Origin of the sequence: Aequorivita vitellina, assembly GCF_022008365.1 — a bacterium.
GTDB lineage: Bacteria > Bacteroidota > Bacteroidia > Flavobacteriales > Flavobacteriaceae > Aequorivita > Aequorivita vitellina.
In genome coordinates this window covers 1-18,974 of the sequence record NZ_JAIRBA010000015.1, presented here as the reverse complement: position 1 = coordinate 18,974, position 18,974 = coordinate 1, and the positions used below count along the sequence as shown (strand labels likewise).

Genomic DNA, 18,974 nt, shown 5'->3' with positions numbered 1-18,974 from the left:
TTAAACTTCAGAAGGGGCATTTTTTACAAATTAATTTTCTGTTTGGGAGTTAATTAGTTGTTTGTCTTTCGCTAAAGGCGATACAATTCGGTCAAAACCGTTTAGGTCAATTTCGCCTATCCAGTTAAAGAATGCTATCATGTCATCAGCTTCTTCAGCAGAAAAGCCATAGGCCACCATTTTACGACCGTTTGGTTCCCACGGAACGGGAGACATAAGAATTGCTTTAATAAGGCCTTCGCCTCTTCGTTCAACAACTTTTGTAAGTTCGGGCGCGTAGTAGGCACCTTCACCAAGAATAGTATGGCAGCCCATACAGTTGTTTTCTTCCCAGATTACTTTTCCTCGCACTACTTGAGGAGTAATGTTTTCATAGTTGGTTTGATCTTGCCCATCACTGAAGGAATAAATGGTGAGGCCAATAAAAATCAAAAAGGTTACGAACGTTCCTATCAAGAAAAACGCCCGCGCTTGTTGTTTGGATAGCATATTGGTTGGTTTTAGGTTACATATTAAGACTTTTTAATCTTAATAGCGAAATAAAAACAATTAGCTAAAATTTAGTATGACGGTTATCATATAAAGTGAAGTTTTTAGGATTTTTTTATTAAATGCTAAAAGCGAAAGATTGTGGATGGGTTTGGAAAGGGTGAATTTGTATATTTAGAGTTAAACAATTAAAGATTTAAAGCGGATTAATACAACTGTTTTATTTATCCGCATGTTCCTGCAAGCTAAAAAACAATATTGATGAAACACAAATTACTGATTTTACTATTAACAATTTTTTCCTCGATTTGCTTCGGACAGACTAATCCAGAGGATATTATAATTGTTTATGATTCATTAAATCCAAAAGGAAAAATATTATTGAAAAACGAATTAACGTCTAATTTAGATTCTTTGAGCACTCATCTTTTAGAAGACAAAACAAGTGAGCTATTATCAAAAAAAGATACACTAACAATAAAAAATCTTTTAAATGGTCAGTGGATTTTAGAAAGTATAAAACGGTCAAATGAGGAATCATTTAATTTACAAACATCTCAAAAGCTAACATTTAATGAAAATACAAATTTTATTCAAATTATTAAGGGAGATACTATTACTGGGAAATGGTTCGTAAAAAATGAAATTAATTCGAACCTCTTACTAAAATATGATAAGCCACAAATCTCAATAAAAGATAAAGAAATATTAAAATACCTGCCCGAAGAACAAATTAAAGCAATGACTTATAGTTCGAACATTTTTTCAATAATGGAGATAAATAATCAATCATTAATTTTTTTTACTTTTATTCCTGAAAATGTAGAAAACTTTGATGAAATGTTCTACAGACTAATATTAATAACATATAAAAGAGTAAAATAAAGCCAGCAGGCAACAATGAACTAAACTAAAAACCAAGCCCTTCTTTCAAAAATCTTATCCATAGCTATCCTAGCATCGTTAAAACTACAACCCCTACCCAATCTCCAACTGATCCTCCCGCACCTTCAAAACCTCTATTTTAGCAACCTCCAAATCCTGTTCAAATTGCATTCTATTACCTAAAATATAATTTGCTACCAGGTTGTGATAATGCTCAATACCATCCAAAAGATTCTTGCTGAATTTTTCCCATGATTTAAAATCGCGCGTAGTTGGTGAAGCGGTGCGTTCTATTTCTTTTTTCAAAAAATCTATATAAAGTCTGAGCTCAGTGATAAATACTGAGGCTCTATTAGGATTTTGCACAATATTATTTCGTCCATAAATATGATCGGTCATTTCGCAAAGGCTTGTGGTTTTTGAGAAATTTATAATGTTCGGTCCCGGACAAATAGTTACGGCTGTAAGTTTTTTTAAAAATGGAACTTCATAACTTGCAGGGGCTGCATTGCTCAAACCTATGCAAAGACATTCCTTGCTCAACACATCGGCTACTTGCTGATTGTATTCTTTCTTCGAAATATTTAAAGTTTTCAACTGCTCCAATTTTAGTTTTTGATATTTGGAGGAAGCTGTACAAATAGGCGTTTTGGTGAATTCCGTATTTGATTCTAACAGCTTTTCGGTACAAGGGCTTCCAGGTTTATCTTTATTAATTCTTCCCAAACGCTCTTTTTCGGCAGTGGTTCCTTTTAAGTAATTGAATTCAACTCCTAGCGGCGAGGCTTTACTTCGCACCACATCATTTTCTTTAGAATTTGCCAATAGTTGTAAAGTGTTTTCATCTACAGTCGTGGCTTCCGGACACAGCAAAAACGGTGTACCCCAACCGGTGCCGTCAACTTCATAATAGTTTTGTAATAAATTGTCTTCTTCGTTTGTTCCAATTCCGCCTTGAACTGTTATTCGTATTGGGTGCGGTTTTTCAAATCGTGGCTTTCCTTTCGCCGTAATTGCAGGATTGTAAAGTTCAAAAAGGCTATCCTGTAATTCTTGTCTTTTTTCTTTAAATTCTTGAAGAATTGGTCCCATTAACAAACCTTGGGTGGCAAAAACGTGACCGCCACAATTTAGGCCAGATTCAATTCTAAATTCACTGACCCAAATTCCCTTCTTCGCTAAATATTTTCCTTGAATCAATGCAGAACGATAATCGCTCACCTTAATAATTACTTTTTTATGAAAACCGCCCAATTCATACGCATCAAAGGCTGAAAATCTTTCCATATAATTGTACAAACGCGGGTTCATTCCTGCAGAAAGAACCACGGCGGAATTGTGCAACTCGCAGTCTGCATATCCTTTTAAAGCAGTTACGGCATCCGAACCATTTTCTATGGGTTGTTTGTTTTTATCTAATTGATCCTTGTCCACTTTAGTCATAATATTAACTTCGATGGAACCGGGAACAAGACTTTCGCGTAGCAGTTTTTCAACAGTTTCCTTTTCTGTGGCATCCGTAAGCGAAAACCATTCGTTATATTTTTCTTTCAGCAGACTGCTATCGGGAAGCATTTCAAAATATTTTGCGATATCTGAACCCGTTTCAAAAGCAGAAGTTTTCAGTTTCTCCATTTTGGAAGCGACAATGCGCTGCATTAAATTGAGGTAGTCTGTTATGCGACGCGCCCTTGAATCTGCTTCCTTTGGGGAAATTGGTACGTAAGTCTCGTTGTTTTGTTGGTAGTAATATTTCCGCATTACCTCTATTAAATTGTCTTCAATAATGGAAAGGGTAGAATTTATCCCGAAATGAGCAACTTTTATAGGCGAATCAATCGTGAAAGCAATTCCCATTACGGGAATATGAAAACTGTGTGGGCTTGAAATCTGCATTTGAATGGAATTTGGATTGAAAAGCCGTAAAGGAACGGAATCCAATTTCTCTATTTTATGACGAAAATCATAAATAATACTTTTTAATCTTTATTTTAAATATTGAGCAATGATTAAGCCATTTGGCTAAAGCCGGGAATCTCATTCACTTTTACTCATCGAGATAAAGAACAGAACTAATAAGTAACTTAAAAATCCTTCCGCTTAGCAATTCTCCAAATAAAGAAAGTTGGGATAACTACCCAAAATACCAACATTACAAAGGATAAAATCAACCCAAAATTAGTTCCAAAGAATTGTTGGAATACCGCGCCGGTATAACCCAATAAGGCTGAAATATCAAGCTTTAAAAGTATTAAAACTCGCGATAAATCTACTGGGTTTAGCATGGTTGCAACTAAGGAGAATTTATCTAAAGGATAGTCTTCAAAATATAACAACGACATTAAAAATAGACCGTCGTAAATTACTGCCATAAATAACCACAGCAGAATGGCGTACCCAAAACCTTTAATTTTATTTTCGTTGGAAAGCGCAATTACAAATGCCAATGCCGTAAAAATAAAGGTTAAAAATGCGCCTGTTATTAGCAATAGCGAGAAATCCCAAATTGCATTGCTGTTAAAAATTCCGTAGAAAACAAAGGGCATTCCCAGGCCAATTACCAGACTCAAAGCTAGTGAGGTTGCGACCCCAAAATACTGCCCCAAAAATATGGAGCTGCGCTTTACGGGTTGCGCCAAGAGCAGTTCGGTAAATTCACGGGAATTGTAATAATACATTACCCCGAAAATAGTCCCGATTAATGGAACCAGAATGATGATAACGTTCATCAATGTTATTACTGCTTTTGAAAGGTCGTTGTTCAAAAATAAAAGCACAACGCCAAGCAGCAAATAGAATAGAAAATATACGTAGCTCCAACGGCTGCGCATTAAATCGTAAAAACTGTATTTTAGTATCTTAAGCATAACTAGCGGATAAAATGGAGGCTATTGCGTGTTCAAAATCGGGTTGTTCGGTCTTCGATTTCAGTTCTGGAATGCTGCCTTTAAAGTAAATTTTTCCTTCCAAAAGGAAAACAATTTCATCGGCAATTTCTTCAACAAAACTTAGAATATGCGAAGTAACAAGAATGGTTTTTCCTTTTTCTTTTTCAGCAAAGATTAAATTCTTTAACCGTAAATGTGAAATTGGATCTAAGCCACTCGTGGGTTCATCAAGGATTATTAATGGACTGTCAAACATAAACGTCAGCACTAGATTCACCTTTTGTTTTGTTCCTCCGGAAAGGTTTACCAGTCTTTTATTTAAAAATGGTTGCAGCTTAAAAAGCTCTATTAGTTCTTCGTCCTTAGTAGCTTCAGAAGCTCTTAAATCTTTAATCATATCAATGAGTTCATTCACTTTCAAGTTTCCGGGGAAGTTGGCTATTTGCGGCAAATAATCGATTTTTTCGCGGTATTTAAAGTTGTTCTTTAACGATTTCTCATTGATGAAAATTTCACCCGAATCTGGTAAAACCATTCCGAGAATAGCTTTTATTAGCGTGGTTTTCCCTGAACCGTTGGGCCCAAGAATTGAGAAAATACCACCTTCCTTTATAGAAAGGTCGATGCCCTTTAGCACTTCGTTTTTTCCGAATTTTTTATGTAAATCCTTAATTTCTATCATGATTTATTTGTTTCATTCGTGGGTTTTCATCCATCAAATCGTCTGGGGTGAATACTGGGGAGACTTTTTCAGAAAAATCTATAATATCTATAAACAGACTTCGCATTAAAATTATGGTTTCCGGAGTGCGGTTCACTATATACGAAAAGAGCTTGACCGGCCGGTACGCCACATCGCCAATACCGTTTTTGTCTAGGTCGTAACCCGTGTAATTGCTCCAGTAATTATTATTGAATTTATTGTCGTTGATGCGTCCGTTATACGAAATATCAAATGAGTTGTATAAAAAATTATTGTCTATTACGCGGTTTTCGTAGCAGGCCCCCTTCACTTTTATTGCATAGCCATTACTCGTGAAATCGTTGTTAGCGTATTCCAAACGGTTGCTGCCTTCAACAGTTATTCCCACCGTGTTTTCAAAAAATAAATTGTTTTTTATGTGGGCGTCGTTTACTTCTTTCAACAGTAAACCATAAGCCGCGGTACCCCAGTTTTTCTGAATAATATTGTTTTCAACGTCCATAAATTTTGAAAACATTAAAGCAATTCCGGCCCCGTTGGTTTCAAAAATATTATTGATTACAAAGTTGTTGTTGCTGAACATAAAATGAAGTCCATAACGCACATTGTTTTTACTTAAATTATCTTTGATGGTTATATTATCTGAAAATTCGAGATAAATTCCATCGCGCACATTTTGCACATCGTTGCCCCGAACTTCAACATTTTTACAATACCAAAGATGAACAGCATTGCCTGAGTTAAATTCGGTTACCGCCTCTCCCCTAACCTTGTTGTTTAGTACTTTACCGTTGCTTGCTTTTTGAAGATAAATGCCGAAGAAAAGTTTTTCGAGCTCTAAATTCTGAATGGTGAAACCCGAGCTGTTTACCACGCGAACCGAAGCATAATCTGTGGTATAACTAAGCCCTACATTGATGATTTTAAAACCATCGAGCGTCACGTTATCTGCGCCAATGGTAATAATTTCTCCTTTTTCTTCGCCGTCAATGGTAGGCATATTTTCGCCAATTAACGTAATGCCTTTTTCAATTTTAATATTGGCTTCTTTATAAATCCCTTTTTTCACCAAAACAGTATCGCCTTCTTCAGCTTGAAGAATGGCTTCATTTATAGATTTTACCGGGCAAGTAGCACAAACCGTAATTGTCTTTGACCAAAGGTTTGTAACGGACAAGAAGCCAATTAATAGGAATAATATATAGAATTTGTTTTTCAAAATTGATTAAAATTATGCAATACGAAACCTTTCACTAATGTGATGATTTTTAAAAAAATTGAAGGTACTGAATTTAAAGAAGTTTCAATGTCTTTGAAATTTCTGTTTTTTGAAATATAAAAATTAGAAAGTTAAAAAGACTTCAGCAAATTTTAGAAGCTGATTTGCTATTCAGAAAAAGCTGAAGTCGTTTTACTATTCTAGCATTAAGTGAATTTGTAATTGTTCCCAAGAATAAATTTCACCTGTAAATTTTTCTTGTGCCTTTTGTGCTTCTTCTTCATTTTGAAATGCTGAAAGGTTGGCACCCATTGGGCTTTGTAGTTTTTCGCTTACCAAATAGGAAGCTTTTGAAGCATCGATTAACGCACCGGGTTGTTGAAAATCTGCCGCTAAATAATGTGCCATTTCAGTATTTTTAAACTCATCCTGTAATGAATGAACCATACATTCAATGGCATCGTATTTATAAGCTTTCCCTTTTGCAGTCACCATTTGTGAGGCGTGCTGTCTGTCCACAATAGTCATATTGCAATAATGGCAAACATCTGAGCCGTAATTTATAGGCTGCGGACTTACATTGCAGGCTGCAAATAAAACTGAAATAAGTACTAATTGTAAGATTTTCATAATTGTAAAAGTTAAAATATTTTACCCTTCTGGCTTTAATTAAGCTTCAATATTTTGAGATTCTTTTTTTCCAACGAAGAAGGCTACAACTGTAAGCAACATTCCAACGAATATCATATACGCACCTACGCCTGGCCAAGAATCTACATCAAAATTCAACATTTTTTGATACCCTAAAAGCGGTGGTTTATACGTCATTGGCGATCCATCGGGGTTGAGTAATTTCATAATAGCTTTGGGGTCCAAATCGGTTCCATAATCGGTTAGCCATAAATTAAAGTCGTACATTCCTAAAATTCCAAGGATTGACATAACTATAAACCAGCCAAGAAACCATTTGTAACTTACTTTTCTGAAGAAACCAAGAATACCGATGATTACTCCAAGCGCTACCATTAAACCTATTACTTTTGGAAATACACTAAACTCCCACATATCTTCCACTTTAGGAATCGTTTTCATCCCAATATAGTGGTTAAGTCCGTCGATGTTTTGAATATCAAATTCTTCAACGCCTTGTATTCCTTCAATATAAATATCCATTCCCAGCGGATCTGGATATTGGGGTGCACCAAGCATAATATTCCACAATGGGAATTTAAAAAGACCCAATAGTAGCAAGGAGCCAATTATCATTATAATTCCTGCTTTTTTCATTTTGTATAAATTTTAAATCTTAAACGTTAGTTTGTGGTTGGATTGTAGTTTAAGTATTCGTGCAGATTATATTGTTGTTGATTTTTAATTGAAACATTTGTTTTAAGCAGTTTTTTAAAAAAGACGGGGGAAATCAACAACCCCCGTCTTTACTGAAAATACTATTAATCACTAATCTAGTATTTCCACAACTAAAAACGTCTTTTTTTAGTCTTCGCCTAAGCTCCAAGACAATTCAATATTTGAATCTGCTGGGCTTACCCGAATATATCCTTGCATTTCTTGGTGAAGTGCAGAACAGAAATCTGTACAATAGAATGGCCATACACCAACTTGTTTTGGCTCCCAAACTAAAGTTTCGGTTGCACCAGGCATAATTAGCAATTCGGCATTATTAGCACCAATTACAGCGAACCCGTGCGGCACATCAAAATCCTGTTCGTGGTTTGTAATGTGGAAGTACACTTTGTCTCCTACTTTTACACCTTCAATGTTATCTGGGTTAAAGTGGCTTCTAATCATATTCATATAAATATGAACTTCTTTTCCATCGCGTTCTACCCTCACATCACTGTCTTGTAGTACAGCGTACTCGTGTTTGTTTTCAGCAAGTTTATAGATTTTTCTTGAGTTTGGAGCAACCAATTCTGCAGGAATAGCAGCGGCATAGTGCGGTTCTCCAATTGTTGGGAAATCTAATAACAGTTCCATTTTATCGCCAGTAATATCGAATAACTGAGCAGATTGTGTAAGCTCTGGACCTGTTGGTAGGTATCTATCTTTGGTAATCTTGTTTAAGGCTACAAAGTATTTACCGAATGGCTTACGTGAGTTTCCTCCGGGAATCATACCGTGACCTACAGAGTAAAACACTGGTTGACGATCTAAAACTTCCCAAGTTCCCACTTTCCATTTTACAACTTCTGAAGAGATAAAGAATGTTGTATATGCATTTCCTTTTCCATCAAATTCTGTATGAAGTGGTCCTAAACCTGGTTGTTTAACAACACCAGCAAGAATATCTTCAAAGTTTAAAATTGGAATTCCGTAAGCTTCACCGTCAAATTTCTTGTTTTCAATAGCGTCGAGCATTTTGGTGAAACTATGTACAGTTAAATCTGCAGAAAGTTTTCCGTTACCGATGATATATTCGCCTGTTGGATCTACATCACAACCGTGTGGAGATTTTGGAGTTGGTAAAAAATATACAGCTCCGGGAACATCCATTGGGTTTACGGTCAACACTTCTTTCAGCATAGTAGATGTTGCCGTATGCGTGTGTTCATCTAAAATGTTATGTGCATAATTAGCAGGAACTTTTGTTCCACCGCCATTGTTTACATACTCTTCAATTTTTTTCCAGTTTACAGCAGCGATAAAATCTTTATCGTTTTGTGAAGCATTAACTTCTAATAGCGAGTGCGCTTCTTCAGTGTTATAAGTAGTAAAGAAGAACCATCCGTGACTTTTATCGCGTCCGGGGTGCGAAAGGTCGTAGTTAAACCCTGGCATCATTAGCTGGAATTTAATCCCCATTCTTCCTGTTTCTTGGTCTACATTAATAAATGTAAGCGCACCTTTAAAGTTTCCTTTGTACTCGTTAATAGACATATCTTTCTGTGGAACTGGTACAGAGAAACGCGTTCCTGCCACCACATACTCGGTGTTTTCAGTAATAAATGATGAACTGTGGTTACCCGCACTGTTTGGTATTTCAATAATTTCTTCAGTTTTGAAGCTTTCCAAACCAATACGTGCAATTCTAGGCGTGTTGTTACCATTAATAAAAATCCACCGACCATCTAGTTCGCCGTTTGTTTGTGAAATATCTGGATGGTGAGAATCGTCCCAAGGCACAAAACCGTAAGATGTGTTTAACATTGGTTTTGTTTCTTCAGAATATCCCCATCCATTTTCTGGGTTCTGTGAAAATACAGGAAGAACCTTTAGCAAACGACCTGATGGCAAGCCGTAAACGCCAAGTTGACCACTAAAGCCACCCGACATAAAGCCGTAAAATTCATCGTGTTCTCCAGGAGCGACATAAACGCGCTCGGCAGCATTGGTTGAAAGACCACCTTGACCTTTGCTTCCTTTTTTGTCATTTCCATTATTACAGCCAACTAAAGCAGCAGCAATAACTAGGAAAAATAAAATATTAATTGATTTTTTCATTATTCTATTATTTAAATTAAAAATGATTTATAATTAGTTAGCTGGCAATATTACTTTATCTACTACGTGAACAATTCCATTTCCTGCAGGTACGCTAGCAATAATTTTAGCACCGCCAACAAATACGTTGTCTCCGTTTACTTCCACTGTAGCATCTTCACCACTTGCCTGTCCTACTTTCTTGAATTTTTTCAAAAAATCTTTTGAATAGTTACCCGGTGTTACGTGGTGTTTCAGAATGTAAGCCAACTTATCTTTGTTTTCTGGCTTTAACAATTCGTCTACAGTTCCGGCTGGCAAGGCATCAAAGGCCGCATTGGTGGGTGCAAAAACCATCAATGGTCCAGCATTAACTAGAGAGTTTTCCAATCCCGCTGCTTGCACGGCTGCTACCAAGGTGGTATGGTCTGGTGACCCAATTGCAATCTGAAGCAAGTTTGGTGCTGACTCATCATCTTCAATAAACGCCTGTCCTTGGTTACTTGAAGGAACATCGCTTGTAGTGGAACTTTCTGCAGTAGCTCCAGTTTCGGTAGTTGTTTCATTTTTACAAGCTGAAAACAGCAGGATTGCAGTTGAAACAAAGAGAAGTTTAAGGATTGTTTTCATTTTTGTTTTGGTTTTTAACCCTTGCAGAAATTAATTTCCTGCAAGGGCGGTTTGGTTGTTTAAGTATATTACAGAGTTCTAAAATATTCTAATACTTGTCTGGCTTCTTCCTCGGTAAGGTGTTGGTTAGCCATTGGGGAACCGTTAAATTCCATTAAAAGGGCTTTTGCAAGCGGATCTTTTTGCGTCATTTCTTCAGGGTTTAAGATCATATTCATAATCCACTCTGGAGTACGTCTTTCCATAATTCCTGTTGGTGCTGGACCAATAAACTTTTTGTCGGGTTTGTGGCAAGCCATACATTTAGATTTAAAAATTTCTGAACCTTTCGCAGCCATAGCATTATCCACGGTGGCATCAATTTCAACACTTTTAATTGGCCCAATTCCCTTATTAGTTAGGTCAATTGTTTGTGATGGCTTTACATCAGAAACGGGTGCTTCTTTTGGAGTTTCAGTGGCGGCTGGCTTTTGGCCAATTTGAATACCGTCTTTCTTTTTTTCTTCTTTTCCGCCGCAACTCATCAAGATTAGAATTGATAGGGCAGCCATTGATTTCATTATGTTTTTCATAGTTGTTTAAATTAATTTACAGGACAAAACTACTGTGAAGACAGCAAATAGAATATGATTTTCGTCATATATAGGACTTTTTGGTCTTAAAAAATATTTAACATTGAAGCCTTTAGATTTTAAACTACCAATTAACAAGTATTAATTTTTTAGGAAAGACTAATTATGATGCAAATCATTTTAAAACTTAATCTGATAATGTACATTTGAGAAAATTTATGAATATGAAAAACATCCTCTTACCTACAGATTTTTCTGAAAATTCAAAAAATGCTATTAAGTATGCCTTGAAGTTTTTTGAAGGCGAAACGTGCACATTTCATATTTTAAATACGCAAAAACCATCGGGTTATATTACCGCAGAAGTGCTTTCTAGTGAGCCGGGATCTTCGGTTTACGAAGGTATTTTAAGAGAGAATAAAGAAAAGCTTAAAAAAATGGTGACTTTTTGTGAATCATTTTCTGAAAAGGAAAATTTCACTTTTGTACCTAAAATAGATTTTGATGATATTGTAGCTGCCGTCAACCAGATTGTAGTTCAACATAAAATTGATTTAATAGTGATGGGTACCAATGGTGCCACGGGAGCCAAAGAAATTATATTTGGCAGCAATACACTAAAAATTATCCGAAACGTATACTGTCCGTTAATAGTTATTCCTGAAGGGTATTCTTTTGAAAAAATTGATTCGGTTTTGCTATCACTAAACTATCAAAACGACGTTTTAAAGAAAACCTTCGAAGTGGTTTTAGCCATTGTTAAAAAGCACAAAGCAGCTGTAAAAATTCTAGATATAGTTGAAGAAGATGTGGAAGTAAGTCCTCAACAAAACCATATAAAAGAAGTTTTTAAAGACGTTACCTGTGAAGATTTCAAATTGATGAATATTCCCATTCCGCTAGCGGTAAGCGCCTTTGTACAGCTTATACCCGTGCAGCTTCACGCAACAGTTGCCAGACGAAAAAGTTTTATAGACCGTTTTATTTTTGGTTCAGATACTTCAGCAATAAATTACAGTTCGCGTATACCGCTTTTAGTACTTCACGAGTAGTTTTTTGCAGAATTATTTCGCAATCAAAAGATCGTTTTTCTTAAGCGTTTGCACCAGCGTTTTCACATAATCGCGAATTGTTGTTGCAGCCCGTGGCGGATCAACAATGTCTATTTTTCCGCGCCAAATTAAATCACGCTCCGTACCGGGACAAAGACAATATAGCGAAGTTTCAGTGTTATAAACTGGGTAATCCTCAGTTTGTCCGCTGCGGTAAGCAGGTCGGTTTTCACTGTAATAATCGCTGAAAGACTCAAACGATTTTGCGATATTCCGGTAAGACTGCACAATGGTAACCTTGCTTTCCTGCCCCGTAACTTTTGAAAAAAGCACTGCATCAAAACCCGCATCTATCAGTTGTTTTTCAAGGTTTGCAAGATTTTCTTCAGACTGATCTATTTGGTCTGCTGCTACTTCAAAATAATCAACACTTTTTACAGCGGTCACATTTTCGGCTTCCAAGGCATTCACAAGGCTGTATTCAAATTGACGCTGCAAACCGCCGTCTGGCGTTAAGCCTACCACCAAAACTTTACTGGCCTGAAAATTTGGGCTTTCCGTATTAATGTATTCATCCACCAAGCGGCTACTGGAACAACTGGCAAACAAAACCGTGAAAACCAAAAAAGTAAATAGTCTTTTCATAGAAATTAAATTAGGCAGGGCGTTTGCTAAAAGTAGCGGTATGTAAATATACGGTTCTCTTTTTTAAAATTCTGCGATAATGAAAGGATGAAGTAAAACTAAAGAATTTCACCCGTTCAAATATGATATTTGTCAGTCTTTACTTAAAGTTTTCTGAAAATAGTTTCAAAAATCACTGAGTAAAGATAAATTTTCTATATTTGTTAACCAAATGGTTAAACCATAAAGTTGAATAATGGCAAGAACAAAGAAAAATAAGGATACAGAAGGCGAAATACTGAAAGCCGCAAAAGGTGTGTTTCAAAAGAAAGGAATGGACGGCGCACGTATGCAGGAAATTGCCGACGAGGCAGGCATAAACAAAGCGATGCTCCATTATTATTACCGAAGCAAACAATTGCTTTTTGAAGCAGTTTTCAGCAATGCGTTCTCGCTTTTGGCACCGCAACTAAACAAGGTTTTGAATGATGATTCTTCGATTGAGGAAAAAGTGAAAAATTTCACAAGCAATTATATCTCCTTTATTTCGAAGCATCCCTATTTGCCTAACTTCATAATTCAGGAATTAAACCGCAACCCTAAGTTTTTTGAAAAAATTCAACAAACAGCTGCATTCCCAACACTTGAAAAGTTTAAAAGTCAGGTTGCGGCAGAAGTTGAAGAAGGCATTTTAAAACCCATTGACGGGGAGCAGCTTTTTATCAATATTATTTCGCTAAATATTTTTCCTTTCGTAGCAACCCCATTAATAAAAGGTTTTCTGAAAATTGACGATAAAGGTTTTAAACAACTCATGGAGAAACGTAAAACTGCGGTTTCGGAATTCATAATCAATTCAATTAAAAAGTAAAAAATGAAACGGCTTTTATTAATACTTATCGGTTTCGTCCCGCTACTCGCTTCCGCACAGCGTGTGTTGACTTTAGATGAATGTTACTCGCTCGCCGAAAAAAATTATCCTTTGGCGAAGCAAACTGCTTTATTAGAAGAAAAAACACAAACTGAAATAAAGATTTTGGAAAAAGAAAAGCTGCCGAAACTAGATTTAAACGCGCAGGCAACCTATCAATCCGACGTCATTGAATTTCCTTTGCAAATACCGAATTCAACCGTCGAGCCGCCAAATAAAGACCAATACCGCGCCACGATAGACGCGAATCAATTGATTTATAACGGTGGAAAAATTGCGGCAAACACAAGGTTAAAAACTGCCGAATTAGCTACCCAGCAACAGCAAGTTGCCGTAAATCTATACACTTTAAAATCGCGAATTAATCAAAATTATTTTAGTGTATTGCTTTTTCAGGAACAAGCAAAATTGCTTCTTTCAAAAATGGAAGAGCTCGATGCGAGACTTAAAGAAGTGAATACGGGCGTGAAATACGGCGCTGTTCTCCCCGCTTCCGAACAAGTTTTGAAAGCAGAGCAGCTGAAATTGGAGCAGCAGATTTCGCAAGTAAATTTTGACAGAAAAAAAGCACTCAACAATCTCGCTTCGTTGCTTTCACAAAACTTAGACACCGCTACAACTTTAACCAATCCGGATATTTTAGTCGCTCCAGAAATTGAGTCGCAACGTCCCGAATTGGAGCTTTTCGACCTACAGGAAACGCAGCTGGAAACTTCAAAAGAAGTGATTTCAAAAAGTAATTTCCCAAAACTTTTGGGCTTTGCACAAGCTGGCTACGGTAATCCGGGACTGAATATGCTGGATAATTCATTTCAGGATTTTTATTTGGTTGGGGTGAAACTGAATTGGAACATTTTCGATTGGGGAAAAACAAAGGAGAAAAAACAAGCTGTTGATATTTCAAAAGAAATAGTCACTTCGGAAAAAGAAACCTTTTTGCTGAACAACCAAATGCAACAGGAAGAAGCCGAAAACGACATTGATAAATATGAAGAAATGTTGCAAAAAGACGCCGAAATAATTGCCTTGCGCGAAATGGTTTTACAAGCCACGACTTCGCAATTGCAGCACGGCGTTATTACTTCTTCGGAATACATCACGGAACTTAACAATCTGTACGAGGCGAAAATTGACGAGCAGTTGCATAAAATACAATTGTCGCTGTCAAAGGCGAATTATAAAGTAATTAAAGGAGGTTTCAATTAAAAAGTTATGATGAAAATTTTAAAAATATTGTTTTTAGCTGGCGCAATAGGAAGCCTATACTCCTGCTCCAATACTGAGAAAGCCGATGGTTATGGCAACTTTGAAGCGACTGAAATTACAATCTCTTCGGAAGCAAACGGGAAATTGGAGTTTCTAAATGTAGAAGAAGGTCAAACTTTAGAAAAGGGAGCTATCGTGGCGCTAGTTGACACACTTCAGCTTTATTTGAACAAACAACAATTGCTCGCTCAAAAAGAAACGGTCGCGTCTAAATCGGGTGGCGTTTGGTCGCAAGTGAGCGTTTTAAACCAACAATTGCAAACTGCAAAAACCGAGCAAGAGCGCATTCAAAAAATGTTTAATGACAACGCTGCAACCCAACGCCAATTGGATCAGGCAAATAGCCAAGTAGATGTTTTGAAAAAACAAATTAAAAATGTAGAAACACAGAATGCACCTATTGTAAACGAGGTAAAAACCATTGAAGCAAAAGTGGCGCAAATCAATGATCAGATTATAAAAAGTAAAGTTACAAACCCAATAAAAGGTACGGTTTTAACCAAATATGCCGAGCCGGGTGAAATTGTATCCTTCGGAAAACCACTTTATAAAATCGCCAATATGGAAGAAATGACGCTGCGGGTTTATGTAAGTGAAACGCAGCTTTCAAATATTAAAATCGGCCAGCAAGTAACTGTAAAAATTGATGCTGGCGAAGAAATGAAAGATTACGAAGGAACGATAAGTTGGATTTCGGCTTCGGCTGAATTCACCCCAAAAATAATTCAAACTAAAGAAGAACGCGTAAATCTTGTTTACGCGGTAAAAGTGACTGTAAAAAATGACGGTAGTCTAAAAATTGGAATGCCTGCGGAGATGTGGCTTTTGTAGACGGTTATCAGTTAACTTAAAAACAAATTATGTCTTTAAAAAAAACAAATTATAAACACTAAACATTTACATTATGAAAAAAACAATTTTATCATTAGCAATCATTTCAGCTTTTTTAATAAGCTGTAACGAAACAAAAACAAAAGATACAGACACAGATATTGTTGAAACCGCTGAAGGAATTCACGAGCACGCAATGGAAGAAATGGCCGCAGAAACCCATGCGACAAACAATGCTTGGGTAGATGAAATAAAACTAGATAACGGCAATAAATGGGAAGCCAATGTGGAAACCACCGAAGGCGTTGACAAAATGATGAACATCGTTAAAACCAGCGAAACAAAAACTGTTGAAGACTATCACAATTTGGCGTCAAAACTAAACGAAGTTAAAAACTTTGTTGTCAAAGAATGTACAATGGAAGGTCCATCGCACGATAACCTACACGTTTTTTTACACCCACTTATCGAGAAAATTGAGGCTTTAGGAAAAGTGTCAACTACAGATGAAGGTGATAAAATCACTGCCAGCATCAAAGAAAACCTAGAAGGCTACTACAACTACTTTAAATAATATAACACAAAAGTGCAGCGGCACGACCGATTTTATTGCATCGGATTTTAATTCGATGAGCATATGAGTATACAGTTAAACCATATCAGCAAATCATATAAAAAGGTAAAAGCAGTCCAGAACATTTCGTTCACTGTGGAGCCTGGCGAACTCTTTGGCCTCATTGGGCCCGATGGCGCCGGAAAAACTACCATCTTCAGGATATTAACGACTTTGTTAATTCCTGATAATGGCAGTGCCTCAGTTGCCGGATTTGATGTTGTAAAGGACTATAAAGCAATTAGAAACGCCGTGGGATATATGCCGGGGCGGTTTTCACTTTATCAAGATTTGACGGTGGAAGAAAACCTAACGTTTTTCGCCACTATCTTCGGAACTACCATTGAAGAAAACTACGATTTAATCGAAGATATTTACATACAAATCGCACCATTTAAAGACCGACGTGCAGGAAAACTATCGGGCGGGATGAAGCAAAAACTCGCCCTCTGTTGTGCGTTAATTCACAAACCGAAAGTGCTTTTTTTAGATGAACCCACGACGGGCGTCGATCCAGTTTCGCGCAAAGAGTTTTGGGAAATGCTAAAACGCTTGCAGCAAAAAGGAATTACCATTTTGGTTTCAACGCCATATATGGACGAAGCTGCTTTATGCGATAGAATTGCTTTGATTCAAGATGGCGAAATTTTAGAGATCGACACACCCGAAGCTATTGTAAATAAATTCCCAAAAACCATTTTCAATGTGAGTGCTGATAACATGTACAAGTTGATACAATCGCTTCAAAATTATGAGCATTTGTACAGCGTATTTCCGTTTGGGGAGTTTGTTCATTATACAGATAAAAGGAATTTTTTTGAAGTAGCCGAGCTAAAGTCATATTTAAAAAAGACAGGTTTAACAGACATTTATATAGAAACGACCCAACCCAACATTGAGGATGCTTTTATGGAATTAGCGAAATAATGAACGAAGAAAATGTAATAGTAGCCGAAGAATTAACAAAGGCTTTTGGCGATTTTAAAGCTGTAAATGCAATCAGTTTTGAAGTCAAAAAAGGTGAAATCTTTGGGTTTTTGGGCGCCAATGGCGCTGGAAAAACCACGGCAATGAAAATGCTGATTGGAATTTCAAAACCATCTTCGGGACAAGCTACTGTTGCAGGATTTGATGTCTATACACAAACCGAGTCAATAAAGAAAAGCATTGGTTATATGAGCCAGAAATTTGCGCTTTACGACGATTTAACGGTTAAAGAAAATATCACCTTTTTTGGAGGAATTTATGGATTATCTCGAGCAAAAATTAAAGAAAAAAGAACACAATTGATTGCCGAGTTGGGCTTGGAAAACATCAGCAATAAATTGGTTGGCTCCTTGCCTTTGGGCTGGAAACAAAAGTTATCGTTTTCGGTTTCACTTTTACACGAGCCAAAGATTGTTTTTTTGGACGAACCCACCGGTGGCGTTGACCCCATAACCCGAAGACAGTTTTGGGAAATGATTTACAAAGCCGCAGACCAAGGCACCACAATTTTCGTAACCACGCATTATATGGACGAGGCCGAATACTGCGACCGCGTTTCAATAATGGTGGAAGGAAAAATAGAAGCTTTGGACACCCCGAAAAAATTAAAAGAACAGTTTAAAGTTGACTCGATGAATGATGTGTTTTTGAAATTGGCGAGAGAATGAAAAGAATTTCCCGCAGATTTCGGTGATATCCGCAGAAAAAACCAATAAAGAATCCGCGATAATCTGCGTGATCTGCGGGAAACAAAGAAACGAAAAGGATCTCCCGCAGATTTCGGTGATTTGCGCAGAAAAAACCAATAAAAATCCGCGATAATCTGTACGATCTGCGGGAAGCAAAGAAATGAAAAGGATTTCCAGCAGATTTCGGTGATTTGCGCAGAAAAGAACAATACAAAATCCGTGTTAATCTGCGTAATCTGCAGGAAGCTAAGAAACGAAAAGGATTTCCCGCAGATTTCGGTGATTTGCGCAGAAGGAATCAATAAAAAATCAGCGGTAATCTGTGCAATCCGCGGGAAACTAAAAACGAGAAGTGTTTCCCGCAGATTTCGGTGATTTGCGCAGAAAAAACAAATAGAGAATCTGCGATAATCTGCGCAATCCGCGGGAAACAAAAAAATAAATTATGGAACAAGAAACAGAAAACGAGATATCATACTTAATAAGAGGAGCAATATTTAAAGTATACAATGCATTAGGTCCAGGTTTATTAGAATCCGTTTACGAAGCCGTTCTATATTTCGAATTGCAGAAACAAGGATTGGAAGTTAAGCGCCAAGTTCCTCTGCCAGTTTTTTATGATGGTGTTGAATTGGAAATAGGTTTTAGGTTAGATTTATTAATTAATAATAAAGTTATAATTGAAATCAAATCGGTTGAAAGTTTAGCGAAAGTCCATCATAAACAACTATTAACCTATTTAAAACTAACCGAATTAAAATTGGGCATTTTGGTAAACTTTAATGTAGATAATATTACAGACGGTATTTTCAGAAAAGTAAACGGATTATAAAAAGATCTGCGGTAATCTGTGCAATCCGTGGGAAACTAAAAAACGAGAAGTGTTTCCCGCAGATTTCGGTGATTTGCGCAGAAAAAACAAATAAAAATCCACGATAATCTGTACGATCTGCGGGAAGCAAAGAAATGAAAAGGATCACCCGCAGATTTCGGTGATTTGCGCAGAAAAAACAAATAAAAATCCGCGATAATCTGTACGATCCACGGGAAGCAATGAAGTGAAAAGGATCTCCCGCAGATTTCGGTGATTTGCGCAGAAAAACAAATAGAGAATCTGCGATAATCTGCGCAATCCGCGGGAAACTAAAAAATGA

At 36.8% G+C, this 18,974-nt stretch carries 20 protein-coding genes; 9 read left to right on the top strand and 11 right to left on the bottom strand.

Features of this window, described 5'->3' with window-relative positions; all coding sequences use genetic code 11:
- Nucleotides 1-30 precede the first annotated feature (30 nt).
- The gene (locus tag K8089_RS08890; RefSeq protein ID WP_237602925.1) at nt 31-489 is read right to left on the bottom strand and encodes a c-type cytochrome; all 459 of its coding nucleotides are present in this window, start codon (nt 487-489) and stop codon (nt 31-33) included.
- A gap of 261 nt (nt 490-750) precedes the next feature.
- On the opposite strand from K8089_RS08890, the gene K8089_RS08885 reads away from it, so the two are divergent.
- Nucleotides 751-1,374, top strand: coding sequence for a hypothetical protein (locus K8089_RS08885; RefSeq protein ID WP_237602924.1), 624 nt, complete (start codon nt 751-753; stop codon nt 1,372-1,374).
- 93 nt (nt 1,375-1,467) lie between these two features.
- On the opposite strand, the gene K8089_RS08880 is transcribed toward K8089_RS08885, so the two are convergent.
- From K8089_RS08880 to K8089_RS08840, 9 genes are all read right to left on the bottom strand, one after another.
- Nucleotides 1,468-3,270, bottom strand: a complete 1,803-nt coding sequence (locus K8089_RS08880; protein ID WP_237602923.1) for a hypothetical protein — start codon at nt 3,268-3,270, stop codon at nt 1,468-1,470.
- Between the two features lie 188 nt (nt 3,271-3,458).
- Nucleotides 3,459-4,241 carry an ABC transporter permease gene (locus K8089_RS08875; protein ID WP_237602922.1) on the bottom strand — a complete coding sequence of 261 codons (783 nt, stop codon included), beginning with the start codon at nt 4,239-4,241 and terminating at the stop codon, nt 3,459-3,461.
- Nucleotides 4,234-4,944 carry an ABC transporter ATP-binding protein gene (locus tag K8089_RS08870; protein ID WP_237602921.1) on the bottom strand — a complete coding sequence of 237 codons (711 nt, stop codon included), beginning with the start codon at nt 4,942-4,944 and terminating at the stop codon, nt 4,234-4,236. The genes K8089_RS08875 and K8089_RS08870 overlap by 8 nt, the downstream gene beginning before the upstream one ends.
- Nucleotides 4,931-6,184, bottom strand: coding sequence for a nitrous oxide reductase family maturation protein NosD (nosD, locus tag K8089_RS08865; protein ID WP_262913911.1), 1,254 nt, complete (start codon nt 6,182-6,184; stop codon nt 4,931-4,933). Before nosD ends, K8089_RS08870 begins: the two co-directional genes overlap by 14 nt.
- 195 nt (nt 6,185-6,379) lie before the next feature.
- On the bottom strand, nt 6,380-6,814 hold the full coding sequence (locus K8089_RS08860; RefSeq protein ID WP_237602920.1) for a nitrous oxide reductase accessory protein NosL: 435 nt from the start codon (nt 6,812-6,814) through the stop codon (nt 6,380-6,382).
- Nucleotides 6,815-6,853: 39 nt separating this feature from the next.
- Nucleotides 6,854-7,471, bottom strand: coding sequence for a hypothetical protein (locus K8089_RS08855; RefSeq protein ID WP_237602919.1), 618 nt, complete (start codon nt 7,469-7,471; stop codon nt 6,854-6,856).
- A gap of 207 nt (nt 7,472-7,678) precedes the next feature.
- The gene (gene nosZ / locus K8089_RS08850) at nt 7,679-9,646 is read right to left on the bottom strand and encodes a Sec-dependent nitrous-oxide reductase (RefSeq protein WP_237602918.1); all 1,968 of its coding nucleotides are present in this window, start codon (nt 9,644-9,646) and stop codon (nt 7,679-7,681) included.
- A 33-nt stretch (nt 9,647-9,679) separates the two neighbouring features.
- Complete coding sequence (locus K8089_RS08845) at nt 9,680-10,255, bottom strand: fasciclin domain-containing protein (RefSeq protein ID WP_237602917.1); 576 nt, start codon at nt 10,253-10,255, stop codon at nt 9,680-9,682.
- A gap of 68 nt (nt 10,256-10,323) precedes the next feature.
- The gene (locus tag K8089_RS08840; protein WP_237602916.1) at nt 10,324-10,827 is read right to left on the bottom strand and encodes a c-type cytochrome; all 504 of its coding nucleotides are present in this window, start codon (nt 10,825-10,827) and stop codon (nt 10,324-10,326) included.
- Nucleotides 10,828-11,051: 224 nt separating this feature from the next.
- On the opposite strand from K8089_RS08840, the gene K8089_RS08835 reads away from it, so the two are divergent.
- Nucleotides 11,052-11,879 carry a universal stress protein gene (locus K8089_RS08835; protein ID WP_237602915.1) on the top strand — a complete coding sequence of 276 codons (828 nt, stop codon included), beginning with the start codon at nt 11,052-11,054 and terminating at the stop codon, nt 11,877-11,879.
- A 12-nt stretch (nt 11,880-11,891) separates the two neighbouring features.
- Here K8089_RS08835 and K8089_RS08830 read toward each other — a convergent pair whose 3' ends face one another.
- Nucleotides 11,892-12,524, bottom strand: a complete 633-nt coding sequence (locus tag K8089_RS08830; RefSeq protein ID WP_237602914.1) for a putative periplasmic lipoprotein — start codon at nt 12,522-12,524, stop codon at nt 11,892-11,894.
- A gap of 235 nt (nt 12,525-12,759) precedes the next feature.
- Here K8089_RS08830 and K8089_RS08825 point away from each other — a divergent pair, with 235 nt between their 5' ends.
- The 7 genes from K8089_RS08825 (at nt 12,760) to K8089_RS08795 (ending at nt 18,652) form a co-directional block, all read left to right on the top strand.
- Nucleotides 12,760-13,374 (top strand): TetR/AcrR family transcriptional regulator, encoded by a 615-nt coding sequence (locus tag K8089_RS08825; RefSeq protein ID WP_237602913.1) that lies wholly within the window; start codon nt 12,760-12,762, stop codon nt 13,372-13,374.
- Nucleotides 13,375-13,377: 3 nt separating this feature from the next.
- The gene (locus K8089_RS08820; protein ID WP_237602912.1) at nt 13,378-14,640 is read left to right on the top strand and encodes a TolC family protein; all 1,263 of its coding nucleotides are present in this window, start codon (nt 13,378-13,380) and stop codon (nt 14,638-14,640) included.
- A 6-nt stretch (nt 14,641-14,646) separates the two neighbouring features.
- Entirely contained in the window at nt 14,647-15,531 is an 885-nt protein-coding gene (locus tag K8089_RS08815; RefSeq protein WP_237602911.1) for an HlyD family secretion protein, read from the top strand.
- Nucleotides 15,532-15,604: 73 nt separating this feature from the next.
- On the top strand, nt 15,605-16,105 hold the full coding sequence (locus K8089_RS08810; RefSeq protein ID WP_237602910.1) for a hypothetical protein: 501 nt from the start codon (nt 15,605-15,607) through the stop codon (nt 16,103-16,105).
- Between the two features lie 63 nt (nt 16,106-16,168).
- On the top strand, nt 16,169-17,071 hold the full coding sequence (locus tag K8089_RS08805) for an ABC transporter ATP-binding protein (protein WP_237602909.1): 903 nt from the start codon (nt 16,169-16,171) through the stop codon (nt 17,069-17,071).
- Nucleotides 17,071-17,799 carry an ABC transporter ATP-binding protein gene (locus tag K8089_RS08800; RefSeq protein ID WP_237602908.1) on the top strand — a complete coding sequence of 243 codons (729 nt, stop codon included), beginning with the start codon at nt 17,071-17,073 and terminating at the stop codon, nt 17,797-17,799. Before K8089_RS08805 ends, K8089_RS08800 begins: the two co-directional genes overlap by 1 nt.
- 466 nt (nt 17,800-18,265) lie before the next feature.
- Entirely contained in the window at nt 18,266-18,652 is a 387-nt protein-coding gene (locus K8089_RS08795) for a GxxExxY protein (protein WP_237602907.1), read from the top strand.
- The last annotated feature ends 322 nt before the right edge of the window (nt 18,653-18,974 follow it).

Coding starts and splice junctions, on each gene's coding strand:
- K8089_RS08795 (WP_237602907.1), top strand. CDS start 18,266: ATGGAACAAGAAACAGAAAACGAGATATCATACTTAATAAGAGGAGCA.
- K8089_RS08860 (WP_237602920.1), bottom strand. CDS start 6,814: ATGAAAATCTTACAATTAGTACTTATTTCAGTTTTATTTGCAGCCTGC.
- K8089_RS08800 (WP_237602908.1), top strand. CDS start 17,071: ATGAACGAAGAAAATGTAATAGTAGCCGAAGAATTAACAAAGGCTTTT.
- K8089_RS08815 (WP_237602911.1), top strand. CDS start 14,647: ATGATGAAAATTTTAAAAATATTGTTTTTAGCTGGCGCAATAGGAAGC.
- nosZ (WP_237602918.1), bottom strand. CDS start 9,646: ATGAAAAAATCAATTAATATTTTATTTTTCCTAGTTATTGCTGCTGCT.
- K8089_RS08810 (WP_237602910.1), top strand. CDS start 15,605: ATGAAAAAAACAATTTTATCATTAGCAATCATTTCAGCTTTTTTAATA.
- K8089_RS08880 (WP_237602923.1), bottom strand. CDS start 3,270: ATGCAGATTTCAAGCCCACACAGTTTTCATATTCCCGTAATGGGAATT.
- K8089_RS08875 (WP_237602922.1), bottom strand. CDS start 4,241: ATGCTTAAGATACTAAAATACAGTTTTTACGATTTAATGCGCAGCCGT.
- K8089_RS08830 (WP_237602914.1), bottom strand. CDS start 12,524: ATGAAAAGACTATTTACTTTTTTGGTTTTCACGGTTTTGTTTGCCAGT.
- K8089_RS08870 (WP_237602921.1), bottom strand. CDS start 4,944: ATGATAGAAATTAAGGATTTACATAAAAAATTCGGAAAAAACGAAGTG.
- K8089_RS08825 (WP_237602913.1), top strand. CDS start 12,760: ATGGCAAGAACAAAGAAAAATAAGGATACAGAAGGCGAAATACTGAAA.
- K8089_RS08855 (WP_237602919.1), bottom strand. CDS start 7,471: ATGAAAAAAGCAGGAATTATAATGATAATTGGCTCCTTGCTACTATTG.
- K8089_RS08885 (WP_237602924.1), top strand. CDS start 751: ATGAAACACAAATTACTGATTTTACTATTAACAATTTTTTCCTCGATT.
- K8089_RS08835 (WP_237602915.1), top strand. CDS start 11,052: ATGAAAAACATCCTCTTACCTACAGATTTTTCTGAAAATTCAAAAAAT.
- K8089_RS08805 (WP_237602909.1), top strand. CDS start 16,169: ATGAGTATACAGTTAAACCATATCAGCAAATCATATAAAAAGGTAAAA.
- K8089_RS08890 (WP_237602925.1), bottom strand. CDS start 489: ATGCTATCCAAACAACAAGCGCGGGCGTTTTTCTTGATAGGAACGTTC.
- K8089_RS08820 (WP_237602912.1), top strand. CDS start 13,378: ATGAAACGGCTTTTATTAATACTTATCGGTTTCGTCCCGCTACTCGCT.
- K8089_RS08845 (WP_237602917.1), bottom strand. CDS start 10,255: ATGAAAACAATCCTTAAACTTCTCTTTGTTTCAACTGCAATCCTGCTG.
- K8089_RS08840 (WP_237602916.1), bottom strand. CDS start 10,827: ATGAAAAACATAATGAAATCAATGGCTGCCCTATCAATTCTAATCTTG.